At 71.4% G+C, this 21769-nt stretch carries 17 protein-coding genes; 2 read left to right on the plus strand and 15 right to left on the minus strand.

Translation table 11 applies throughout. The features are described from left to right. Positions 1-229 precede the first annotated feature (229 nt). The 5 genes from CSR00_RS17720 to CSR00_RS17740 form a co-directional block, all read right to left on the minus strand. Positions 230-715: a nuclear transport factor 2 family protein gene (locus CSR00_RS17720; protein WP_099023740.1), complete on the minus strand. Its 486-nt coding sequence runs from the start codon at positions 713-715 to the stop codon at positions 230-232. Beyond that, complete coding sequence (locus CSR00_RS17725; protein WP_099023741.1) at positions 712-1998, minus strand: cytochrome P450; 1287 nt, start codon at positions 1996-1998, stop codon at positions 712-714. The genes CSR00_RS17720 and CSR00_RS17725 overlap by 4 nt, the downstream gene beginning before the upstream one ends. 123 nt (positions 1999-2121) lie before the next feature. Then, the gene (pflA, locus tag CSR00_RS17730) at positions 2122-2931 is read right to left on the minus strand and encodes a pyruvate formate-lyase-activating protein (RefSeq protein WP_245906194.1); all 810 of its coding nucleotides are present in this window, start codon (positions 2929-2931) and stop codon (positions 2122-2124) included. Positions 2932-2954: 23 nt separating this feature from the next. Next, complete coding sequence (gene pflB / locus CSR00_RS17735; RefSeq protein WP_099023742.1) at positions 2955-5252, minus strand: formate C-acetyltransferase; 2298 nt, start codon at positions 5250-5252, stop codon at positions 2955-2957. Between the two features lie 191 nt (positions 5253-5443). Beyond that, the gene (locus CSR00_RS17740) at positions 5444-6025 is read right to left on the minus strand and encodes a TetR/AcrR family transcriptional regulator (RefSeq protein WP_099023743.1); all 582 of its coding nucleotides are present in this window, start codon (positions 6023-6025) and stop codon (positions 5444-5446) included. A gap of 107 nt (positions 6026-6132) precedes the next feature. Between CSR00_RS17740 and CSR00_RS17745 the strand changes: the two genes are divergently transcribed. Continuing rightward, on the plus strand, positions 6133-7626 hold the full coding sequence (locus CSR00_RS17745) for an FAD-dependent oxidoreductase (protein ID WP_099023744.1): 1494 nt from the start codon (positions 6133-6135) through the stop codon (positions 7624-7626). On the opposite strand, the gene CSR00_RS17750 is transcribed toward CSR00_RS17745, so the two are convergent. The 10 genes from CSR00_RS17750 to CSR00_RS17790 form a co-directional block, all read right to left on the minus strand. After that, positions 7583-7879, minus strand: coding sequence for a hypothetical protein (locus CSR00_RS17750; protein WP_099023745.1), 297 nt, complete (start codon positions 7877-7879; stop codon positions 7583-7585). The genes CSR00_RS17745 and CSR00_RS17750 overlap by 44 nt on opposite strands. Before the next feature lie 144 nt (positions 7880-8023). Next, the gene (locus CSR00_RS17755) at positions 8024-8692 is read right to left on the minus strand and encodes a response regulator transcription factor (protein WP_099023746.1); all 669 of its coding nucleotides are present in this window, start codon (positions 8690-8692) and stop codon (positions 8024-8026) included. After that, entirely contained in the window at positions 8685-9869 is a 1185-nt protein-coding gene (locus CSR00_RS17760; RefSeq protein ID WP_141564390.1) for a sensor histidine kinase, read from the minus strand. The genes CSR00_RS17755 and CSR00_RS17760 overlap by 8 nt, the downstream gene beginning before the upstream one ends. Before the next feature lie 80 nt (positions 9870-9949). Continuing rightward, positions 9950-12220, minus strand: coding sequence for an MMPL family transporter (locus tag CSR00_RS17765; RefSeq protein WP_099023748.1), 2271 nt, complete (start codon positions 12218-12220; stop codon positions 9950-9952). 1 nt (position 12221) lies between these two features. Further along, on the minus strand, positions 12222-13892 hold the full coding sequence (locus CSR00_RS17770; RefSeq protein WP_099023749.1) for a fatty acyl-AMP ligase: 1671 nt from the start codon (positions 13890-13892) through the stop codon (positions 12222-12224). Further along, positions 13889-16855 (minus strand): type I polyketide synthase, encoded by a 2967-nt coding sequence (locus CSR00_RS17775; protein WP_099023750.1) that lies wholly within the window; start codon positions 16853-16855, stop codon positions 13889-13891. Before CSR00_RS17775 ends, CSR00_RS17770 begins: the two co-directional genes overlap by 4 nt. Further along, on the minus strand, positions 16852-17142 hold the full coding sequence (locus CSR00_RS31030) for an acyl carrier protein (protein WP_218014514.1): 291 nt from the start codon (positions 17140-17142) through the stop codon (positions 16852-16854). The genes CSR00_RS17775 and CSR00_RS31030 overlap by 4 nt, the downstream gene beginning before the upstream one ends. Next, on the minus strand, positions 17139-18077 hold the full coding sequence (locus CSR00_RS31035) for a hypothetical protein (protein ID WP_218014515.1): 939 nt from the start codon (positions 18075-18077) through the stop codon (positions 17139-17141). The genes CSR00_RS31030 and CSR00_RS31035 overlap by 4 nt, the downstream gene beginning before the upstream one ends. Further along, positions 18070-19203 carry a StlD/DarB family beta-ketosynthase gene (locus CSR00_RS17785; protein ID WP_099023752.1) on the minus strand — a complete coding sequence of 378 codons (1134 nt, stop codon included), beginning with the start codon at positions 19201-19203 and terminating at the stop codon, positions 18070-18072. The genes CSR00_RS31035 and CSR00_RS17785 overlap by 8 nt, the downstream gene beginning before the upstream one ends. Positions 19204-19472: 269 nt before the next feature. Beyond that, a complete protein-coding gene (locus tag CSR00_RS17790; protein ID WP_099023753.1) occupies positions 19473-20297 on the minus strand; it encodes a lysophospholipid acyltransferase family protein in 825 nt (274 codons plus the stop codon). Between the two features lie 215 nt (positions 20298-20512). On the opposite strand from CSR00_RS17790, the gene CSR00_RS17795 reads away from it, so the two are divergent. Then, the gene (locus CSR00_RS17795) at positions 20513-21766 is read left to right on the plus strand and encodes an alpha/beta hydrolase family protein (RefSeq protein WP_099023754.1); all 1254 of its coding nucleotides are present in this window, start codon (positions 20513-20515) and stop codon (positions 21764-21766) included. The last annotated feature ends 3 nt before the right edge of the window (positions 21767-21769 follow it).

Below are 21769 nucleotides of genomic sequence, written 5' to 3' on the forward strand. Positions count from 1 at the left end.
TAAGTAAGACAGTGTCACGATAGAGGTGATATAGGTGAGATGCATAGTGTAGAGAGAGCGCAGGTGGTAACGTATAGCACGGATACAATTTGATTATTTTGAAAAGGTGACAGCGCGCACGAGGATCAACAATGGAGGTGTAGTCGACAGCGTCAAGTGTGTATAGGGGACGGACCTAGGCGGGCGGTGGCCTACGCCGCCACCCCCGCCGGCGTAGGCCACCGCCCGCCTAGGTCGGCGGCGCGGTCAGCCGGTCGTAGCGCGGATCGTCGCCGCCGCGATGGGCGGCCCAGTAATTGGCCATGTCGTCGCCGGCCATGGTCCGGTCCGGGACCACGCGCCGGTAGGCGACCTTCCAGTCCGGCCCGACGCGGCGGAAGTAGTCGATGTAGCGGCCGAACGCGCTTTGGCAGTGCGCGCCGAACATCGAGTGGAAGATGAAGAACGTCTCGCCCCACGCTTCGTCGCCGCGGACGTCGAAGACCGACTGGCCGAGCAGGTGGTGCATCACCATGGTGCCGGCGGCCGGGCCGCAGACGAACTCGGCGAACTCCTGACCCGTCCCCTTGAAGACGCCGTGGTCGTCGTAGGACGGTTCGGCATAGCAGCCGAGGATCGCCTGCTTGTCGGCGCGGTCGACTGCCGCCGAGAGCACCGCGACCAGTTCGGTCAGCGCCTGCTTGTCGATCCAGGCCTGCAGGTCGCCGCCGGTCATGAGTGCCCCGTCCCCTCGAACTCCAGATGCAGGTTGTCCAGGCCGCGCAGAATCCACAGCGGCACGTGTTCGAAGCGGCGCTGCCCGGGCGGGCCGTGGTGGGCCTCGGAGACCCGGATGTCGCGCAGCCGGTCCAGGAGACGTTCGATGGTGACCCGGGCCTCGATGCGCGCGAGCGGGCCGCCGGGGCAGCTGTGCACCCCGCGAGCGAAGGCGACGTTCTGGCGGGCGTTGCGGCGGTCGAGCTTCAGCTGCGCGGGGCACGCGAAGCGCGCCGGGTCACGGTTGGCCGCGCCGGGCAGCAGCATCACCGTGGCCCCGGCGGGCACCGGCACACCACCCAGCTCGGTCGACGTGCGGGCCATCCGGAAGTCGCTTTTGATCGGGCTCTCCAGGCGCAGCATCTCCTCGACGAAGTTGGGGATTTTCTCCGGGTTGGCGCGCAGTGTGTGTTGCAGCTCGGGATCCTCGGCCAGCACCTGCAGGGCGCTGGCCAGCAGGCGCGCGGTGGTCTCGTGCCCGGCGATGAACAGGAAGGTGGCGTGGCGGACCAGGTCGACGACCTCGGGCAGGGAGCCGTCGCCGAACCGCGCGGTGGCGAGCTCGGTGAGCATGTCCGCCCGCGGTCGGCGGCGGCGATCCTCGATGTAGGCGGTGAACCAGTCGTCGAGGTAGGACAGCGGATTGGTTTTGAGGGCGCCGTCGTCCTCGACCGCCCAGGGCTGCTCCTCGGTGGGCCCGGCGCCGGCCAGCAGGGCGCGGAACATCGGATGGTCGGCCTCGGGCACCCCGAGTAGGTCGGCGATCACCAGCAGCGGGAAGGGCTGGGCGTAGGCGGTGACGAACTCGCAGCGGCCGTCCCCGATGAACTCGTCGATGAGACCGTCGGTCAGCCGCCACATGAACGCCTCGTTCTCCTTGAGCCGCTTGGGCGTGAAGAGACCGTTGAGCAGCGCCCGGTGTTCGGTGTGCTTCGGGGGGTCGAACGCGACGAGGTGCTCGTGCATCGGGAACTGGTCGCGGTGGGCGTCGATCTGCTCGGAGACGTCGTCACCCTCGGGGGTGAACGGCAGCCCGAACGGTCCCAGCGAGGAGTTGATCGACGAGTAGGTCTGGTGGTCGCGGTAGACCTCGACGAGTTCGTCGTAGCCGGTGACCGCGTACACGCCGTGGCGGGGTTCGCGCCAGACCGGGCACTGTGCACGCAGGAACTCGAAGTAGGGGTACGGGTCCTCGACCACCGACGGGTCGCTGAAGTAGTCGAGCTGGTCGAACTCGGTCATCGCTCCCCTTCCGGCCGCGGCCGCCGCCGCGCGAACGTCGGTTCGAGTGTTACGTCCGGGCGGGTTGTTGTAAACACCGCGGTCCGGCGCGGGCACCTTCCCGAAGGCCTGCCCGGCCCGGCGTCACATCACGGTGATGCCGCGGCGGGCGAACTGCCCCTTGACCCGCTCCACCAGCGCCGGTTCGGGCGGGTGGGTGTCGGCGAGCAGGTAGGGCTCGCCGGTGGCCGCCCACTTCTCGCGCCCGAGCTGGTGGAAGGGCAGCACCTCCAGGCGTTGCACCCCGCGCAGGCCGGCCACGATGTCGGCCACCGCCTCGACGTTGTCCACCGCGTCGGTGAGCCCGGGCACCAGCACGAACCGGATCCACATCGCCGTGCCCCGCTCGGAGAGCCGCTGCGCGAAGTCCAGGGTCGGCTGCAGTGCGCGCCCGGTCACCCGCTGGTAGGTCTCCGGCAGCCCGGACTTGATGTCCAGCAGCACCAGGTCGATGTCGTCGAGATCCTCGTCGCGCAGCCGGGCCCCCAGCAGGCCGTTGGTGTCCAACGCGGTGTGGATGCCCAGCTCGCGGCAGCGGGCGAAGATGTGGGCCACGAACCGGGCCTGCAGCAGCGGCTCGCCCCCGGAGATGGTCAGCCCGCCGCCGGTGACCCGCATGATCGTGCGGTAGCGGGCCACCCGTTCCATGACCTCCTCGACGCTGTGGCGGACCCCGTCGGCCATCCGCCAGCTGTCGGGGTTCTGGCAGTACTGGCAGCGCATGCCGCAGCCGGCCAGAAACAGCGTCATCCGGGTGCCGGGCCCGTCGGCGGCGGTCACCAGGTCCCACGAGTGCACGGCGCCGGTGCCGTGGTCGGTGATCCGCTCGCTGGCGGCCACCTCCAGGTCGGCGACGTGCATCGGCGGCGCGGCGTGCGCCGGCTGCTCAGCCACAGTCAGCCACCGTGGTGTGCGGGCTACAGGCCCGCGTGGAACGTGCGCGAGAGCACGTCGAGCTGCTGTTCGCGGGTCAGCCGCACGAAGTTCACGGCGTAGCCGGACACCCGGATGGTCAGCTGGGGGTATTTCTCCGGGTGATCCATCGCATCCTCCAGCACCTCCCGGTTGAGGACGTTGATGTTGACGTGGAAGCCGTTGGACACCGTGTAGGCGTCCAGGATGCCCACCAGGTTGGCGATCTGGTCGGCGCGCACGCGTCCCAGCCCCGACGGCACGACCGTGGTGGTCAGCGAGATGCCGTCCTGGGCCTGGTCGTAGGGCAGCTTGGCCACCGACAGCGCCGAGGCCATGACGCCGTGCACGTCACGGCCGTTCATCGGGTTGGCGCCGGGGGCGAACGGCTCGCCGAGCCGCCGGCCGTCGGGGGTGTTGCCGGTGTGCTTGCCGTAGACCACGTTGGAGGTGATGGTCAGTACCGACTGGGTGTGGCGGGCGTTGCGGTAGGTCGGCTGGGCGCGGACCTTCTCCATGAACCGGGTCACCAGTTCCACCGCGATGTCGTCGGCCCGGTCGTCGTCGTTGCCGTAGCAGGGGAATTCGCCCTCGACGACGTAGTCGACCACCAGCCCGGTGTCGTCGCGCACGGGACGCACGGTGGCGTACTTGATGGCCGACAGCGAGTCGGCGGCCACCGAGAGCCCGGCGATGCCGCAGGCCATGGTCCGCAGGATGGTCCGGTCGTGCAGGGCCATCTCGATGCGCTCGTAGGCGTACTTGTCGTGCATGTAGTGGATGCAGTTCAGGGCGTCGACGTAGGTTTCGGCCAGCCAGTTCAGCAGCCGGTCGTAGGCCGCCAGCACGGTGTCGTAGTCGAGGACCTCGCCGGTGACCGGGGTGCTGGGCGGTGCGACCTGATCGCCGGTGATCTCGTCGCGGCCGCCGTTGATGGCGTACAGCAGCGCCTTGGCGAGGTTGACCCGGGCGCCGAAGAACTGCATCTGCTTGCCGACGGTCATCGCCGACACACAGCACGCGATCGCGGTGTCGTCGCCCCAGCAGGAGCGCAGTAGTTCGTCGGACTCGTACTGGATGGCCGAGGTGTCGATGGAGACCTGGGCGCAGAACTCCTTGAACCCGCGGGGCAGCCGGTCCGACCACAGCACCGTCAGGTTCGGTTCGGGACCGGGGCCCAGGTTGTACAGGGTCTGCAGGTACCGGAAGGAGGTGCGGGTGACCAGCGGCCGGCCGTCCTCGCCGATTCCGCCGATGGTCTCGGTGACCCAGGTGGGGTCCCCCGAGAACAGCGCGTCGTAGTCGGGGGTGCGCAGGAACCGCACGATGCGCAGTTTGATGACGAAGTCGTCGATGATCTCCTGGGCCGCCGACTCGGTGAGCAGCCCGTCGGCGAGGTCGCGTTCGAGGTAGATGTCGAGGAAGGTCGAGGTGCGCCCAAGCGACATCGCCGCGCCGTTCTGCTCCTTGACCGCGGCCAGGTAGCCGAAGTACAGCCACTGGACCGCCTCGCGGGCGGTGTTCGCCGGGCCCGAGATGTCGAAGCCGTAGGCGGCCGCCATCTGCTTGAGCTCGCCGAGCGCCCTGACCTGCTCGGCGTTCTCCTCCCGGTCGCGGATGACGTCCTCGGTCGAGCGCTGCATGTCGAGTTCCATGCGCTCGAGCTTCTTGCCCTCGATCAGGGCGTCGACGCCGTAGAGCGCGACGCGACGGTAGTCGCCGATGATGCGGCCGCGGCCGTAGGCGTCGGGCAGGCCGGTGACGATGTGCGAGGCGCGGGCGGCTCGCACGTTGGGCGGGTAGACGTCGAACACGCCGTCGTTGTGGGTCTTTCGATACTTGGTGAAGATCTCCTCGAGTTCCGGCTTGACCGGGTAGCCGTAGGTCTCGAGTTCCTTGACCACCATGCGCCAGCCGCCGAAGGGCATGATGGCGCGCTTGAGCGGGGCGTCGGTCTGCAGGCCGACGATGATCTCGTTGTCACGGTCGATGTAGCCGGGGCCGTGCGCGGTGATGGCCGCGGGGGTCTCGAAGTCGACGTCGTAGACGCCCTTGCGGCGTTCCTCGGGGAACAGCTCGCTCAGCGCGGCCCAGATGCCGCTCGTGCGGGCGGTCGCGCCGGCGAGGAAGGAATCGTCCCCCTCGTAGGGGGTGTAGTTGGTCTGGATGAAATCGCGGACGTCGATGCGGTCGCACCAATCGCCGGGACGGAATCCGCGCCAGGCGTGGCGGCGGGGGTCGCCCTCTGCTGCGTGGCTTGCGTCGGTGCGGACTTCTTCGTTGTTGACGGCTTCTGTGGTCATGGCTGGTACCGCCTCTCCCCTGGTGCGTGCCGACCGGGTGCCGATACTTCAACGGTAAGCCCGCCGACCCTCTTCTGCAGGGTGTGCGGGCATGACCTTGGACACGTCCCACCAGTGTTTTTGCCCCGTCGGGGCGGGTCGCGGGCGGAGGTCGGCACACCGCGCTCCCGACAGCGATATCGCCGGTGATATCAGCGCGCGTCGGCGGTACCGCGTCCCGGCATGGGACCGGTCAGATAGTGCGCGAGCGCCGGGCGCACCCAGTCGGCCAACACCGCGTCGTCCATCTCCACCAGGGTCGGCTCCTGAAGGATGTAGCGCGCCAACGCGATTCCGAGCACCTGGGAGCCGACCATGACCGCCCGCTCGGCGGGGTGGTCCGACGCCAGCGCGGTCAGCGCGGGGGTGACCTGCTCGACGAACACCTTCAGCAGCGCGTCGCGGGCCGCGGGGTGGGTGGCCGCGGCCCGCAGCAGCGGCAGGAACGGCCCGTCGGGGCGCCACACGTCGACCACCAGCGGCACCAGCACGTCGGCGAGGCGGTCCGCCGACACCCCGGCCAGGTCGGGGAAGTCGATCTCCAGCCGGGATGCCTCGGCGAACAGCTGCGCCTTGTTGCCGAAGTAGTGCATCACCAGCGCGGGGTCCACGCCGGCCTCCGAGGCGATCGAGCGGATGGTGGTGCACTCGAAGCCGTTCGACCCGAACTGGGCCCGGGCGGTGGCCAGGATGGTGGCCCTGGTCGCCTCGGCATCACGCGTCTTTGCGGTCATCTCCGGATTCTATTCAACAACCGTTGACATCCGCCACCACCCTCGCCTACCGTCGTTTTCATCAGTCGTTGAATTAAATGCAGAGTTCGTGCAGAGGGAGTACTCCGATGACCCACATCCATGACGTCGACGTGGTGGTGGTCGGCGCCGGCCCCACCGGTGCCACCGCCGCCGGGGACCTGGCCCGAGCCGGGCACTCCGTCACCGTGCTGGAGCGCTGGCCGCAGGTGAACCCGTCGAGCCGGGCGTTCGCCACCATGGCCCGCACCCTGGAGGTGCTCGACGCGCGCGGGCTGGCCGCCGAGCTGCTGGCCGGCGCGCACCGCGCGCCCGGGGTCACGCTGTTCGCCGGGGCCCGGCTGGACATGGCCCACCTCGACAGCGCCTACCCGTTCGTGATGATCACCCCGCAGACCAACGTCGATGCCGCCCTGAACCGGTGTGCGCTGGACTGCGGCGCCGACGTGCGGCGCGGCCTGGAGGTGGTGGACCTGGTGCAGGACGCCGACGGCGTGACGCTGACCGCGCGCCCGCACGAGGACCCCGGCGGGGCCACGCAGACGTTCCGGGCGCGCTACGTGATCGCCGCCGACGGCGCGCACAGCACGGTGCGTGGGCTGCTCGGGGTGGACTTCCCCGGCGAGACGGTGCTGTCCTCGATCATGCTGGCCGACGTCAAACTGGCCCACCCGCCCGCCGGCGGCGGCCTCACCGTCGGCAGCACCCGCGACGTGTTCGCGTTCCTGGCGCCCTACGGCCGCCACGACCCCGACGGTTCCTGGTACCGGGCCATGGTGTGGGACCGCCACCACCAGGTGCCCGACACCGCACCCGTGCGGGAGGGCGAGGTCGCCGACGTGCTGCGCCGGGCCATGCACGCCGACCACGGTGTGCTCGACATCGGTTGGCACTCACGGTTCCACTCCGACGAGCGCCAGGTCCGCCGCTACCGGCACGGGCGGGTGTTCCTGGCCGGCGACGCCGCTCATGTGCACTCCCCCGTCGGCGGGCAGGGCATGAACACCGGCATCCAGGACGCGGCGAACCTGGCCTGGAAGATCGCCGCGGTGCTCGACGGCGCCCCGGAGGACCTGCTGGACAGCTACCACGACGAGCGCCACCCGATCGGCCGGCGGGTGTTGCGGCAGTCCGGCCTGCTGGCCCGGGCGGTGATCCTGAAATCACCGCTCGCGCAGCGGGTTCGGGACCTGGTGGTGCCCCGGGTGCTGCGCATCCCGCGGGTGCGCGACGCGGTGGCCGGCAGCTTCGCCGGCACGAGCCTGCGGTACGGGCGCCGGGGCCCGGTCGGACGGCGGGCCACCGAGATCCCGCTGGCGCAGGGCCGGCTGACCGCGCTGCAGCGCAATCCGGGTTTCGTGCTGATCCGCGAGCGCGGCACCGCGGCGCTCGTGGCACCCGGTGTGCTGCAGGCCGAGCGGACCGACGACGGCCCGGCGGTGCTGGTGCGCCCCGACGGCTACATTGCGTGGTCGGGAAGGACCGCGCATGCTCCGCGGGCGATCGGCGCGAGCCTCGGCGGCCCGCCGCGTGAGACCCTCAGAGCCGGAACATCTCCCGCTGCATCGTCGCCTTCTCCATGAAGTACGGGCGCAGCGGCGGAACCACCCCGTGCTCCACCTGCCCCACGTGCTCCACCTTCGCGGCCTTCTTGCGCTGCCTCGGCCGTCTCGGACCGCCGAACACCGCACGCCGCAACGCACCCAGGCGGACGCGGCGCCGCGCGGGCTCGACCGCGGTCACACCCGCCGGTGTGGCGACCGGCGTGGCGCTACGGACCTGCTCCACGGTGTCGGTGCCGTCGACCCGCTCCGGTGACTCCTGCAGAATGGTCATGTCTCGACGGTAGGAACCGCGGCGGCGAATTGCGTCCTGCCGGCGGAGGAAATCTCGCGTACGACCGGGGTAGTACGCCCGTAGTACCCCGGTATCACGGGCGCACCGATCGGTGTCGTCGACATCGGGTCGCGCCCAGCGGGTTCAGCGCCCCGACCGGGCGCGGCGCGGCAGCACGATGTCGTGATCGTAGGCGTAGACGATGGCCGCGGCACGGTCGCGCAGCTGGAGTTTGTGCAGGATGCGGCCGAGGTGCGTCTTGACCGTGAGCTCCGAGATCCCGAGGTGCTCGGCGATCTCGGTGTTCGACCGCCCCGACGCGACCAGTTGCAGCACCTCGACCTCCCGCGAGGTCAGGGCCTCTACCGGCACGCTGTGCGCGGTGGCCGTCTGGCGATAGCCGCGCAACACCTGCGTCGTGACGGCCGGATCGAGATAGCCCTCCCCCTGCGCGACCGCGGTGACGGCCCGGATCAGTTCCTCGGCGGTGGAGTTCTTCAGCACGAACCCCGCGGCGCCGCTGCGCAACGCCGAGGAGATCAACTCGTCCTCGTTGAAGGTGGTCAGAATCAGCACGGGTGGGCCCCCACCGGCGTTGAGCCGGCGGGTCGCTTCGATACCGTCCACCCGCTTCATCCGCAGATCCATCACCACGACGTCGGGGCGATGCGCCTCGACGGCGGCCATGACCTCGTCGCCGTCGCAGCATTCGGCGACGATCACGAATCCGACCTTGCGGCGCAGGATCCGGCGCAGCCCGGAGCGGACCAGTTCCTGATCGTCGACGAGCAGCACCGCGATCTCGTCACTCATCGTCGTCACCCCCGTAGATCGGTAGTGGGATGTCAGCGTCGACCACCCACTGGTGCGCACGCACCCCGATGTCGATCGCCCCGCCGAGCAGCGCAACCCGTTGCCGCATGCCCGGCAGCCCCCGCCCCGGGCCGCCGACCCGGCCCGCGGTTCCGGGCGGCACGTCGTTGGCCACCCGGATCGTCAGCGACGAGGGTGAGGCCGCGACGGCCACCGAGGTCGCGGCGCGCGGGGCGTGCTTGGCGACGTTGGACAACGACTCCTGCACGATCCGGTAGACCTCCAGGCCCGTTGCCGCCGACACCGCCGAGGGCCGCACCCGCAACGTCCGGCGTACCGAGAGCCCGGCGCGGGTGAAGTCGTCGATCAGCCCCGGCAGGTCGTCGAGGCCCGGCTGCGGCCTGCCGGTGGGCGGGGCATCGTCGAGAAGTGTGATCGTGCAGCGGATGTCGCTCATCGCCTGCGTGGTGAGCTGTTCGATGTCGCGCAGCGCCCCGATCGCCTCGTCGAGGTCCCGGTCCTGCTCCAGGATGTGGCGCACCCCGGTGACCTGCAGCGCCACCACGCTCAGCGAGTGGCCGACGACGTCGTGGACCTCGCGGGCGATCCGGCGGCGTTCGTCGGCGACGGCGCGGTCGGCCAGGGCGTCCTGGGCGTCGCGCTGGTGCACGATCACCTGCTGCTGCAGGCGCAGCAGGTTCCCGACCAGGAAGGCGATCGCGATGAAGGTCAGGTACAGCGCCACGGCGTCCAGCCGGTGCATCGCCGACGCACCGACGAGCAGGATCGTGGCCGCGCCGGCGGCAAGCGCTCCGCCCAGCCGCCCGCTGAGCGTGCCGACCACCGCCACCGTCACCGCCAGCAGAAGCGGTGCGGGGTCGGCGCGGACCGGGCCGGCGGGCACCAGGAACAACGCCGTGGCCACCCACCCGCACACCCCGACGACGACGGCCAGCCAACGGGGGTCGCAGACGAAGTACACCAGCAGCGGCACCATCGCGATCACCGCCGCCACCGACGCACTCGCCGGGCTGACGTGCACCCGCTGGATCACCGCACTGACCGCGATCACCACCATCGAGCCGTCGACGACCACGATGAACGGCCACGTGTAGCCGGGCCGGGTCAGCGCCGAGTGGCTCATCCTGGCACGCAGGTATCCGGCGCCGGCGCGCACGAGACGCGGTCCGGCGTGTGCGGTGTCCCGGGCAGCTTCCCCGTGAAGTCCCCTGCGCTGCATCACACCACGGCACAGCATCAGACCACGGCCGACCCCGTGTTGCGGACCTCGTCTCCGGGCGCCGGCTGCGCGGTGGCCGGCGGGGCCGAGTCGCTCAACCCGATCCGGGCGTGCAGCCGCGCCAGCGGCGCCGGGGCCCACCAGTTCAGCCTGCCGAGCACGCGCATGAAGGCCGGCACCAACAGCATCCGCACCAGGGTCGCGTCCATGAGCACCGCCAGGGTCAGCCCGAGCCCGAACATCCGCATGAAGAAGACGTGCGCCACCATCAGCGCCGCGAATGAGATGGACATCACCAGTGCGGCCGCCGTGATCACCCGGCCGGTGTGGGCGACCCCGAGGGCCACGCTGCGGGTGTTGTCCTGCGCGGTGCGCTCGGAGGCCAGCCAGAACTCGCGGATCCGGGAGATCAGGAACACCTCGTAGTCCATCGAGAGCCCGAAGGCGATACAGAACAGCAGCACCGGCAGGTTGACCTCCAGCGTTCCGGTCACCGGCGCGCCGAGTGCCCCGAGGTGACCGTCCTGGAACACCCACACCAGCGCGCCGAACGCCGCGGTCAGCGAGAGGATGTTCAGCAGTACGGCCTTGACCGGAAGCACCACGCTGCCGGTCAGCAGGAACAGCAGCACCAGGGTGATCGCGGCGATGACCCCCAGCACCAGGGGCACGCGGGCGGTGATGGCGTGCACGCTGTCGTGGTTGGCCTGCGCCACTCCGGCCAGCCGGATCGTGGCCCCGGGCGGGGCGGCGGTGGCGTGCAGCTGCTCGAGCTGGTGTGTCGAGGCCTCGGAGAACAGCGGGGCGTCGGTCGAGACGGTGAGGAACGCACCGGTGCGGTCGATTCCGGCCGCGCCGGTGGGTGGGCCCGCCCGTTCGCCGGCGACGTAGGTGCCGTCGGGGGCGGCCACCGACACGACGTCGGGCACGCGCGACACCGCGGCGGCATACGAACTCAGCTCGGCCGCGTCGAGCCCCGAGTCGTCGGAGACCAGCACACTGATGTCGGTCAACGGGTTGGCGGCGAAGTCGTTGCGCAGCTGCTCACCGAGCTGGCGGGCCGAGGCCGACTCCGGCAGCATCCGGTCGTCGGGGAAGCCCCAGCGCACCCCCAGGAACGGCGCCCCGAGCAGCAACAGCAGGGCGATCACGGCGGCGCCGACGGGTACCGCGTGCCGGGTGACGAATGTGCTGGTGCGGTACCAGAAGGTCCGTTCGATCGGCTTCCGTTGTTCCCCCGGCCCGGTGCGGCGGCGCAGCAGCCGCCGGATGTCGAGTGCGTCGAGCCGGTCGCCGAGCAGGACGATCAGCGCCGGCGTGACGACGATCGACGCGGCCGCGGCGAACAACACCACCGCGATTCCCGCGTAGGCGAACGACTTCAGGAAGTACTGCGGGAACAGCACCATGGCCACCATCGACGACGCCACCGTCGTCGCGGAGAACAGCACGGTGCGACCGGCGGTGCTCATGGTGCGGCGCAACGCCTGTGGTCGCGCGGCCCCCTCAGCAAGCTCGTCGCGGTAGCGGCTCAGGATCAGCAGGGTGTAGTCGATGGCCAGGGCCAGCCCCAGCGCGATGGTCAGGTTGAGCGCGAAGATGGACACGTCGGTGAACAGCGTCACCAGCCGCAGCACCGCCAGCGCCCCGGAGATGGCGAAGATGCCGATCACCATGGGGATGGCCGCGGCGACCAGCCCGCCGAACACCCAGACGAGCACCACGAAACTCAGCGGCATCGCCAGGGATTCCATGACCAGCAGATCCTCGAGGGTCTGTTCGTTGATCTGCCAGTAGATGGTGGCCTCGCCGCCGGTGCGCACCGTCACCCCGGGGTGATCGGACGGAAATGCCTCGGCCAGCTGCTGCGCGTAGCGCTGGGCCTGGTTGTCGTCGCCGGAGATGCCGGCGATGATCAACCCGGCGGTGCCGTCCTCGCTGTAGAGCGCGGAGCCCGGCGGGCCCGCCCACGCCGAGGTGACCTGGCTGACGTGCGGCGACTTCTGCAGTTGCGCGACGATGTCCTCGGCGACCGCCCGGGGGGCCGGGGCCTCGGCGCCTTCGGGTGCGGTGACGCTGACGATCATCGCCATGTCACCCTGATCGAACCTGTCGGCCAGCAGCCGGGCCGCCAGCGCCGATTCCGAGGACGGGTCGCGCATGCCGCCCGCGGAGAGACTCTCGGCGACGGGCACCCCGAACACCGCGGTGGCCGCGATGACCAGCAGTGCGATCGCCAGCACCCGCCGGGGTGCCGCTATCGCCGCGCGGGACGCGTGTGCCAGCATGTCAGGCCCCCATCGCTTCGGTGTCGGCGTCGGTGTCGGTGTCGAAGAGCAGCTGCCGGGCGTTGGCGCGGCGCAGCTTGCCCGACGCGGTCTTGGGCAGCGTTCCGGGCCGGACGAGCCGGACGTGGCGCGGCGCGTGCCCGACGTGACCGACCACCCGGTTGATCACGTCGCGGCGGATCCGCCCGCAGGTCTCGGCGTGGTCGGGCTCGCGGACCTCGGCGAGCACCGCGAATCCCTCGTGGTCGCCGCCGACCCGCACCGCGGCCACACAGCCCCGGCGCACGCCGTCGACCTGCTCGGTCGCCCGCTCGATGTCATGCGGGTACAGGTTGCGCCCGGCCACCACGATCAGGTCCTTGCTGCGCCCGCAGACGTAGAGGCGTCCCCGCTCGTCGAGGTACCCGAGGTCGCCGCTGTCGAGCCAGCCCTGCGCATCGGTGATCGGCACCGCACCCGTGGTGGTGCGGTAGCGGCGGGCCACCGCCGGGCCCCGCAGTTCGATGGCCCCGATGTCGCGGGCCGGCACGGGCGCGCCGGCGCGGGTGATGCGGACCTCCATGCCCTGCACCGGCTTTCCCACACAGACCACCGTCTGGGTCTCGGTCGCCTCGGCGGGCTCGGCGCGGTGCCGTTCGCCGACCGCGCGTCGTGACACCCGGTCGAGGACCGGCGGCTCGTGCGGGGCGCCGAAGGACACCGCCAGGGTCGCCTCGGCCAGCCCGTAGCCCGGGGTCGGCGCCGAGGGCCGCAGCCCGAAACGGGCTCCGACCCGGGCGAACTCGGCCATGTCGCGGTGGTCGATCGGCTCGGCCCCGTTGACTGCGACCCGAAGCGACGACAGGTCCAGACCGGCGGGATCGGCCCCGGCCAGCATCCGGGTCAACACCGAGTAGGCGAAGTTCGGTCCGGAGGTGATGGTGGCGCGGTGCCGGCTGATCAGCTGTGCCCAGCTCAGCGGGCGGCGCAGGAACAGCTCCGGGGTGACCGCGACGCACTGCACCCCCAGCTGCATCGGCACCGTCAGGAACGCGATCATGCCCATGTCGTGGGACAGCGGCAGCCAGGTGACCGTCACGTCGGTGTCGACGTCGATGTCGAGGGCGTCGCACATCGCCGCGGCGTTGGCGGCGAAGTTCGCGTGGGTGATCTCCACCGCCTTGGGCATGCCGGTCGACCCGGAGGTCAACTGCAGCAACGCCACATCGGATTCCCGGGCGTGCAGGTCGGGTCCGAAGTCCAGGGGTGTGCCGCCGCGCAGCGAGCCGACCGTGCAGACCGGCAGTCCCTGGCTCCGCAGGTGGTCGGCGGCGGCCAGGAACGGTTGCCCGACCACCACCAGGTGGGCGTCGATCATCGCGATCGCGCGGACGGTGTCGGCCAGCCAGACGGCCAGGTCGGTGCGCGGGGTCGGCTGCTGCAGCATGGTCACCGCCGCCCGGCGCAGCCAGATCGCCTGTGTCAGCGGCGCGACGTCGGCGGCGTCGCAGGCCAGCACCGCCACCGTGGTGTGCGGGCCGACCCGCCGGTCGGCCAGGCCGCCCGCCATCTGCAGGGCCTGCCGGTGAATCTGCGCCCAACTCTGCCGGACGGGCTCCTCGACGGTGCCGGTGATCAGCTGGCGACCGGATCGGGTGGCCGAGGCCACCAGGTCCCGGGTCAGGGTGCTCATCGCGTTCTCCTCTCGTTGGCGCTCACGGTCACCGGGCTCTCGTCCAGGCGGCCCAGGACGAAATCGACGACGTCCCCGACGGTGCGGACCGTCGGCAGGACGTCGGCCACCGACACCTCGGCCAGCACCGGGTACTGGGTGCGTAACCGCTCCACCAGGCGCAGCTGCAGCAGCGAGTCGTAACCCAGTTCCTCGGCGAGCAGCCGGTCGCGGCTCAGCTGGGCCGCGGTGTAGCCCCCGACGTCGGCCACCAGCGCCAGCACCGCGTGTTCCGGGCCTTCCTGGTTCGTCGGGCCGGGGGTGCCGGTGTCGGCGGCGGGGTGTGTGGGGCTCGCCGCGGCGACCCGTCGCGCGGGCGCCGCGGACCCGGCCAGCCAGTAGCGGTTCACGGTGTCGAACCGGTAGAGCGGCATCCGCTGCCGCGGTCCCTCGGCGCGGCCGTAGAGCGGCGTCAGATCGGGCGAGAACCCGTCGCGCAGCAGCGCCGCCGCGGCGGCCAGCAGCTCCGTGCCCGCGGAGCCCGGGCCGGTGCACAGCGGCAGCGCATCGGCCTGCGGCAGCAGCCCGGCGCGCCGGACCAGCTTGAGCAGCGTCGGGCGGGGGCCCGCCTCGGCCAGGTAGTCCGCGCCGCTGGTGCGCGCCGCGAGCTGGGCGGCCTCGTGGAACAGCACGGGTGCACAGATCTGGCGCACCCAGTAGTCGGCGTCCAGGTCGGCGCCGTCGACCTCGCGGCCCAGCACGGTGGAGAACAGTGCGAAATCGGCCGACCGGGGCCGCAGCCCGCGCAGCTCCCGGCCGAACTCGACGGCGGCGGGGCCCATCAGCGGGGAGTGAAACGCGTGCGAGACGTCCAGGCGCAGCACCATCGCGCCCTCGGCGCGCAGGTCGGCGGCGGCCCCGTCGACGGCCGCGGTGTCACCGGACAGTGTCACCGCGCGTGGACCGTTGACGGCGGCGACGGTGCAGCCGGGGTGGCGGGCCACCACGGCCTCGGCCTGCTCGGCGCCGGTGTCGACGGCGACCATCGCCCCGCCGGCGGGCAGCGCGCCCATCAGCCGGGCGCGGACCGCGACCAGGTGGGCGGCGTCGCGCAGCGGCAGCACCCCCGCCAGCGCCGCCACGGCGATCTCGCCGACACTGTGTCCGATCCCGAAGCTGAACCGGACCCCGCTCTGCTGCAGCGTCTTTGCCAGCGCGTAGGAGACCGCGAACAACGCCGGTTGCGCCCGGGTGGTGTCGGTCAGCTGGGCCCGGCTGTCCAGGATCGTCGTCAGCAGCCCCGGCGGCAGGTGCGGCTCGAAGGCGGCGACGGCCTCCTGCAGGTTCTCCCGGTAGACCGGGTTGAGGGCGTAGAGCGGCGCCGTCATGCCCGGGTACTGGCCGCCCTGCCCCGGGCACAGCAGGCCGATGCGCGCGGCCACCCGGCGCAGCGGTCCGGCGGCCGCCGCCTCCGGGGACCCGCCGGCCGCATACCGGCGCAGCCCCGCGGCCAGTGTCCGGTGGTCTCCGTGCAGGCCCAGCCGGTGGCGGTGCCCGCGTTTGACGGCGTTGCTGGTCCGGCAGAAGGCGGTCAGCTGCGCGGGGTCCAGCCCGTCCAGCTGCGCGGCGACGGCGTCGGCGTTGTGCCGCAGGGCGCGTTCCGAGGGCGCGGAGACGGTCAGCACGCCGAGGACCCCGGGCTCGCACGGCGGCGCAGTCGGCGGGGCCTGCAGGACCACGTGGGCGTTGCTGCCGCCCAGGCCGAACGAGCTGACCGCGCCCAGCGCGTCGGCGGGCAGGTCGTAGGGCCGGTCGGCCAGTTTCAGACCGAGCGTGTCCAGCCGCAGCCCGGGGTTGGCGGCCCCGCCGTACACCGTGGGCGGCAGCCGTCGTCGGCTCAGCGCCAGACAGCTCTTGATGAAGGCGGCGATGCCGGCGCAGCCCTCGGTGTGGCCGATGTTCCCCTTCACCGAGCCCAGCAGGCACGGCCGGTCGCGGCGGATCTTGTGCAGGTCGCCCAGCGCATTGGCCTCGATCATGTCGCCGAGCACCGTTCCGGTGCCGTGGGCCTCGACGAACTCGATCTGCCGCGGCTCGCGGGCGGCCAGCTCCAGCGCCCGGCGCATCAACGCGGCCTGCGAATTGCGGTTGGGGGCGGTGATGCCGTTGCTGCGGCCGTCGTGGTTGGTCACCGAGCTGCGCACCAGCGCGTAGATCGGCTGGCGGTCGGCCACGGCGTCGGCCAGCCGGCGCAGCACCACCGCGGCCACCCCCTCGCCGCGCCCGATGCCGTCGGCGCCTTGGCCGAACGGTTTGCAGCGCCCGTCGGCCGCCGACAGCCCGGCCTGGGTGTAGAAGATCGACAACGCCGGCGTCAGCAGCAGGTTGACCCCGGCGGCGATGACGGTGTCGGCCTCGCCGGACCGCAGCGCGGCGCAACCCTGGTGGATGGCCACCAGGGAGGAGGAGCAGGCCGAGTCGACGGCCACGCTGGGTCCGGTCAGGTTGAGGTGATAGGAGATGCGGTTGGCGGCCATAAAGTAGCCGCTGCCCATGCCGCGGGCGGCGGTCAACCCGCCGAAGTCGGCCATCTGCAGGCTGCCCCACTCGCTGGACATGATGCCCACGTAGACGCCGGTCGCGGTGCCGGCCAGGGAGCGCGGATCGGTCCCGGCGTCCTCGAGGGCGTGCCAGCAGGACTGCAGCAGCATCCGCTGCTGCGGATCGAGCGCGGCCGCCTCGACCGGCGCGATCCCGAAGAAGTCGTTGTCGAAGGCGTCGGCGCCGTCGACGAAGTGGGCCCGGCGGGTGTTCATCGTCCCGGCCGCGCCGCCGGGGTGGTAGAAGGCGTCGACATCCCAACGCTGCCTGGGTATTTCGGTATCGGTGACGGTGCCGTCCATCAGCAGCCGCCAGAACGCGTCCCGATCGGGCGCGCCCGGGAAGCGGCAGTCCATCCCGACGACGGCGAGGGTGTCCGTCATGACCGGTCCTCCCCGAGTAGGTGGGCGGCGATGTCCTCGATCGTGGGGTGATCCCAGACGATGGTGGTGTCGACGTCGAAACCCTTCTCGCGCCGCAGGTCCGCGCACAGCGCCAGGGCGGTCACCGAGTCGATCCCGAGGTCGGCCAGTGGGGTGTCGACGCCGACGGCGTCCGGGGGAAGGTGCAGATGACCGGCCACCGTGTCGATCAGCCAGCCGACCAGCCGCTCGTAGTCGCCGCCCGACGGGTCCTGCGCGCCGCGGGTGTTCTCCTCGATGACGCTCACGCCGGCACCGCCTTCGGGCCGTTGCCGGCCCCCAGCGACATCCGTGACACCAGGAACCGCTGTACCGCGGCCGCGAACCGGGTGCCGCCGACGGCCGTGACCAGTGCGATCAGCGGCAGACCCACGACGATGCCGACGGTCAGGGCACACGCGAACCCCACCAGCGACAGGCCGTAGCCGGCCGGTCCGAGCCGGCGGGCCGCTCTGCTGGCGGCGGCCCATCGGCGAAACACCCGTCCCGCCAGCAGATCCGCCACCGCCAGCGCCGGCACGACGGGCGCCGCCTCGCCCGACACCCGACCGGTGCGGGCGAGGCCCTCGCCGACGGCGGTGACCCGGTCGAGTTCGTCGTCGCTGACCCCGGCACGGTGAAACCACCAGAACGGCTCGCGCTCACCGGTCAGCAGCCAGCGCAGCGTGGTCACCAGGGTGGTGGCCGAGCGGTGGGTGTCGGTGGCGGCCACCGCCTCGACACGGCGGGCGCCGGCGTCGCGCAGCAGCGCCGCCACCTCGGTGGCCGCGGAGTACCACATGTTGCGGCAGGCGACCAGCGAGATCACCGAGCGGTCCCGGACGGCCTCCGGGTGCGCCGTCAACAACGACCGGGCCGGAAGCGAGGGCGCCAGGAACCACACCTGGTAGGCGATGATCACCAGTTCGTCGGGGTCGCTGCCGAATCCGCCGGCGGGTTCGATCAGCCGGACCGAGGCCCCGGGGTCGACGGCGTCGGGGAACACGCCGAAGAACCGGTGCAGCGGCCACGGGAAGGGGAACGGGGTGCGGGGCTGCACGGCCACCCAGCGCACCCGCCAGCCGGCGTCGTGCAGGGGCGCGGTCAACGCGTCGGCCACCTCGCACAGCTGGCCGGTCTGGCTGTAGTAGTACACCACCGCCCTGCGCCGCCCGGCCGTGGGGTCCCGCTTCGGCTCAGTCATCGGCCGACACCGCCGTCAGGTGCATGAAGGACACGGCGAACCGGCCGGATTCGGGCACCATGCACAGCAGGGTGTCCCCCTCGCAGATCAGACCGCTGGTCATCATCTCGTCGAGGATCACGTAGATCGAGGCGCAGCCGATGTTGCCGACGCTGGTCAGGTTGCTGTACCAGCGCTCCGGGCCGGGAACCTCGGCACCGCGGCGGGCCAGTTCCTCCAGCACCAGGGTCTTCATCCGCTCGCTGGAGTAGTGCGCCGGGATCCAGGTCAGCGTGGCGGGGTCGAACCTGCCCTGAGCGAGCAGGCGTTCGTACTCGTCGACGCCCACCCGGACCAGGTGCGGCAGCAGCGAAAGGTCCTGCCGCAGGAACAGTGCGCCGTCGGCGGCGGCCGAGGCGGCGTCGGGATAGTCCGGCCAGGTGGTGGCGCACGAGTTGTCGCCGCTGCCCAGGTACATGCAGGTCTTCTCGGTGTTCGCGTACGACGTCAGCGAGATCCAGTCGATGCGCAGGCTGATTCCCGATGCGGCGGGGGCGTTTTCGATCACCGCGGCCCCGGCGCCGTCGGAGAGCATGTACCGCAGGAAGGCGGCCTCGATGGGCAGTGCGCCGTCCTCGGCGGTGTCGCCCATCTCGGCGTAGCGCGAATGCTTGAAGATGCGCGAGGCGAATTCGCTGGCCACGCTGACCGCGGCCCGCTTCTCCCCCACCGCGACCTGCAGGTAGGCGTTCTTCAGGGCCATCATCCCGCAGCTGCAGATGCCGTGGGAGGTGGTGATCTCCAGGGGGTGGTAGCCCAGTTCGCCGTGCACCATGCTGGCGTGTCCGGGGGCGATCAGGTCGCCCATCGTGGTGGCCGCGCTGAGCAGGTCGACATCGTCGGGGCCGAGGCCGGCGCGGTCTGCGGCGAGGCGCACCGCGGCGGCAGCCATCGCCGCGTTGGTGACGACGGTCTGCTGGTTCTTGTCGATGGCGTAGTGGCGGGTCTTGATTCCGCAGTTGGCCAGCGTGACGTCCCGCAGCGCGGTGGTGGCGCGCCCGGCGTGGCCGATGTAGTCCTCGATCTCCTCGTTGGGCACCGGGTCGCCGGGCAGGTAGCTGCCGGTGGCCGTGATGTAGGCGCTCATTTCGTCGTTCCCGCCGGTTGCAGCGATGCACTTTTCATTGCGGTTCAACCCTTTTCGTTCGGTGTCGGCTTCTCACGGCGACGTTCTCCGCCGGTTTTCCCGCGGGGGATCACCGTTGTGATCTTTCGAACAATGGGCGGCAGGTACACGCGTAGCCGACTACCTACGTGGTGGGTACGCATACGCGTGCCGGGCTGGCGTGCCTGGTCAGCGCGCCGCGTGCGCCCCGGTACGTGGGGCGGGTCACACCGGTCGCAGGCGCTGTGGGCTCAGCCCAGAACCGGGAACCGGCGCCGGCGCGCCAGCTCGTCGAGCGCCTTCTGCATCACCCCGCGCACGTGGGCGTCGACCTCGTCGACGTCGGGGTCGGCCCCGAAGCGGGCGGTCAGGTCGATCGGGTCGAGCACCTCGGTGACGATCTTCGAGGGCAGCGGGAAGTTGGCCGGGAAGAAGTTCGTCAGGCCGAACGGCACACCGAGGGCGATCGGCATGATCTCCATCCGGATGCGGGGGAAGCCCAGGCGTTTGGCCAGCCCGACGCCGCGGGTGAGGAACAGCTGGGTCTCCTGGGCGCCGATGGACACCGCGGGAACGATCGGCACGCCGGCCTCCAGCGCGGCGCGCACGTAGCCCTTGCGGCCGTCGAAGTCGATGACGTTCTGCCGGAACGTGGGACGGAACGAGTCGTAGTCCCCGCCCGGGAAGACCAGCACCACCGCCCCGGAGTGCAGCGCGGCGGCCGCGTTCTCCGGGCTGGCGTGCACCACGCCGATCCGGTAGAGCAGGCTGGCCAGCGGGGTGAAGAACACGCCGTAGTGGGCCAGCGTGAAGAGCGGGCGGTCGTAGCCCAGCTTCTCGTAGAAGGCGGGACCCAGCACCAGGACGTCCGGGGTGAGCAGACCGCCGGAGTGGTTGCACACCACCAGCGCGCCACCGGCCGGCGGGATCCGGTCCAGGCCACGCACCTCGGCCCGGAAATACAGCTTCCCCAGCGGCCCCATGGTGCCGTTGGCCAGCTTGGTGAAGCCCGGATCCCACTTGGCCATCTCGGTCGGTTCCGGGCCACCGGGGCCACCGGTAACACTGCCGCTCATGCGCCACCACTTCGGATCGTGCTCTGGTGCGGTCACGGCGTCGGGACGGCCAGCGTCGGTGATCGCGTTCCCTTGAGCGGTGACGCTAGACCGCCGCGGCCCCGGCGGTGGCCATTTCGACCGGGAACTTTGACGGGAACGCGCGCGCCATGGGGCCCCGGTTCTGTGGACCTAAGCCATTTGAGGCAAACCCGGCGCCGCGCTACCGTCGCGGCATGGCCGCACCCGAGAGCAACAACGGCCGGGCGCGGCGACTGGCCCGCCCGGCCGACATGGGACAGCCCTTCGTGCGGACCCGCCGGTTCATGACCGGGCGGGACGACGCCGGGCAGGAAGACACCGGCAACGGCAACGGCACCGGCGCCGGGGAGGAGGCGGCCACCACGGTGGGCGGCGCGTCCCCGGCCGCGTTGCCGGTGGCCCGGCCGACCGTCGCCGTGGCCCGCCAGGTCTTCCACGACGAGCTGGTGCTGCTGGGTTTCCGGATGTTCCTGCCGGCCCGGGACGGCCAGGCGCTGGGGCGCATCAACCGCGAGGTCAGCGACGCCCTGGATCTCTACCGGGCCGAGGGCTGGCTGGAGAACCCCGAGGAGTTCTTCGCCGCCCCTCCCCCGCTGACCGACCCCGAGATCTCGCCGGTGACGATCCGCGGACACGACCTGCACCGTGTCGTGTTCATCAGCGAATACCACCCGCACCCCGGCGAGCCGGGCCGCGACCGGTGGCTGGGCTACACCCGCAACACCCGCGAGCACGCCCTGGTGCTGCGGCACCGGCAGCCGCGGCCCTGGGTGATCTGCGTGCACGGCGCCCTGATGGGCCGCGGCTCGGTGGATCTGCGGCTCTTCCGCGCCCGTCACCTGCACGAGGATCTGGGCCTCAACGTGGTGCTGCCGGTGCTGCCCCTGCACGGCCCGCGCCGGGTCAAGAGGGCGGCGTTCCCCGGTGAGGACGTGCTCGACGACCTGCACGCCGCCGCGCAGGCGGCGTGGGACATCCGCCGGCTGCTGTCCTGGATCCGCGACCAGGAGCCGGAGTCACCGATCGGCCTGAACAGCATGTCGCTCGGCGGCTATATCAGCGCGCTGGTCGCCAGCCTCGACGACGGCCTGACCTGCGCGGTGCTGGGCGTGCCGGTGGCCGACCTGATCGAGGTGCTGGGCCGCCACGCCGGCCTGGGCGAGGACGACCCGCGCCGGGCCACGCTGGACCTGGCCGAACCGCTGGGCCGGATGGTCTCGCCGCTGTCGCTGACGCCGCGGGTGCCGATGGCGGGCCGGTTCATCTACGCCGGGGTGGCCGACCGGCTGGTGCATCCGCGCGATCAGGTGATGCGGCTGTGGGAGCACTGGGGCCGCCCCGACATCGAGTGGTACCAGGGCGCCCACACCGGGTTCTACCGGTCGCGCCCCGTGCAGGATTTCATCGACGGCGCGCTGGTGCGGTCGGGGCTGGTCCGGGGCGGCTGAGCG

Origin of the sequence: Mycolicibacterium palauense (genome assembly GCF_002592005.1) — a bacterium.
GTDB lineage: Bacteria > Actinomycetota > Actinomycetes > Mycobacteriales > Mycobacteriaceae > Mycobacterium > Mycobacterium palauense.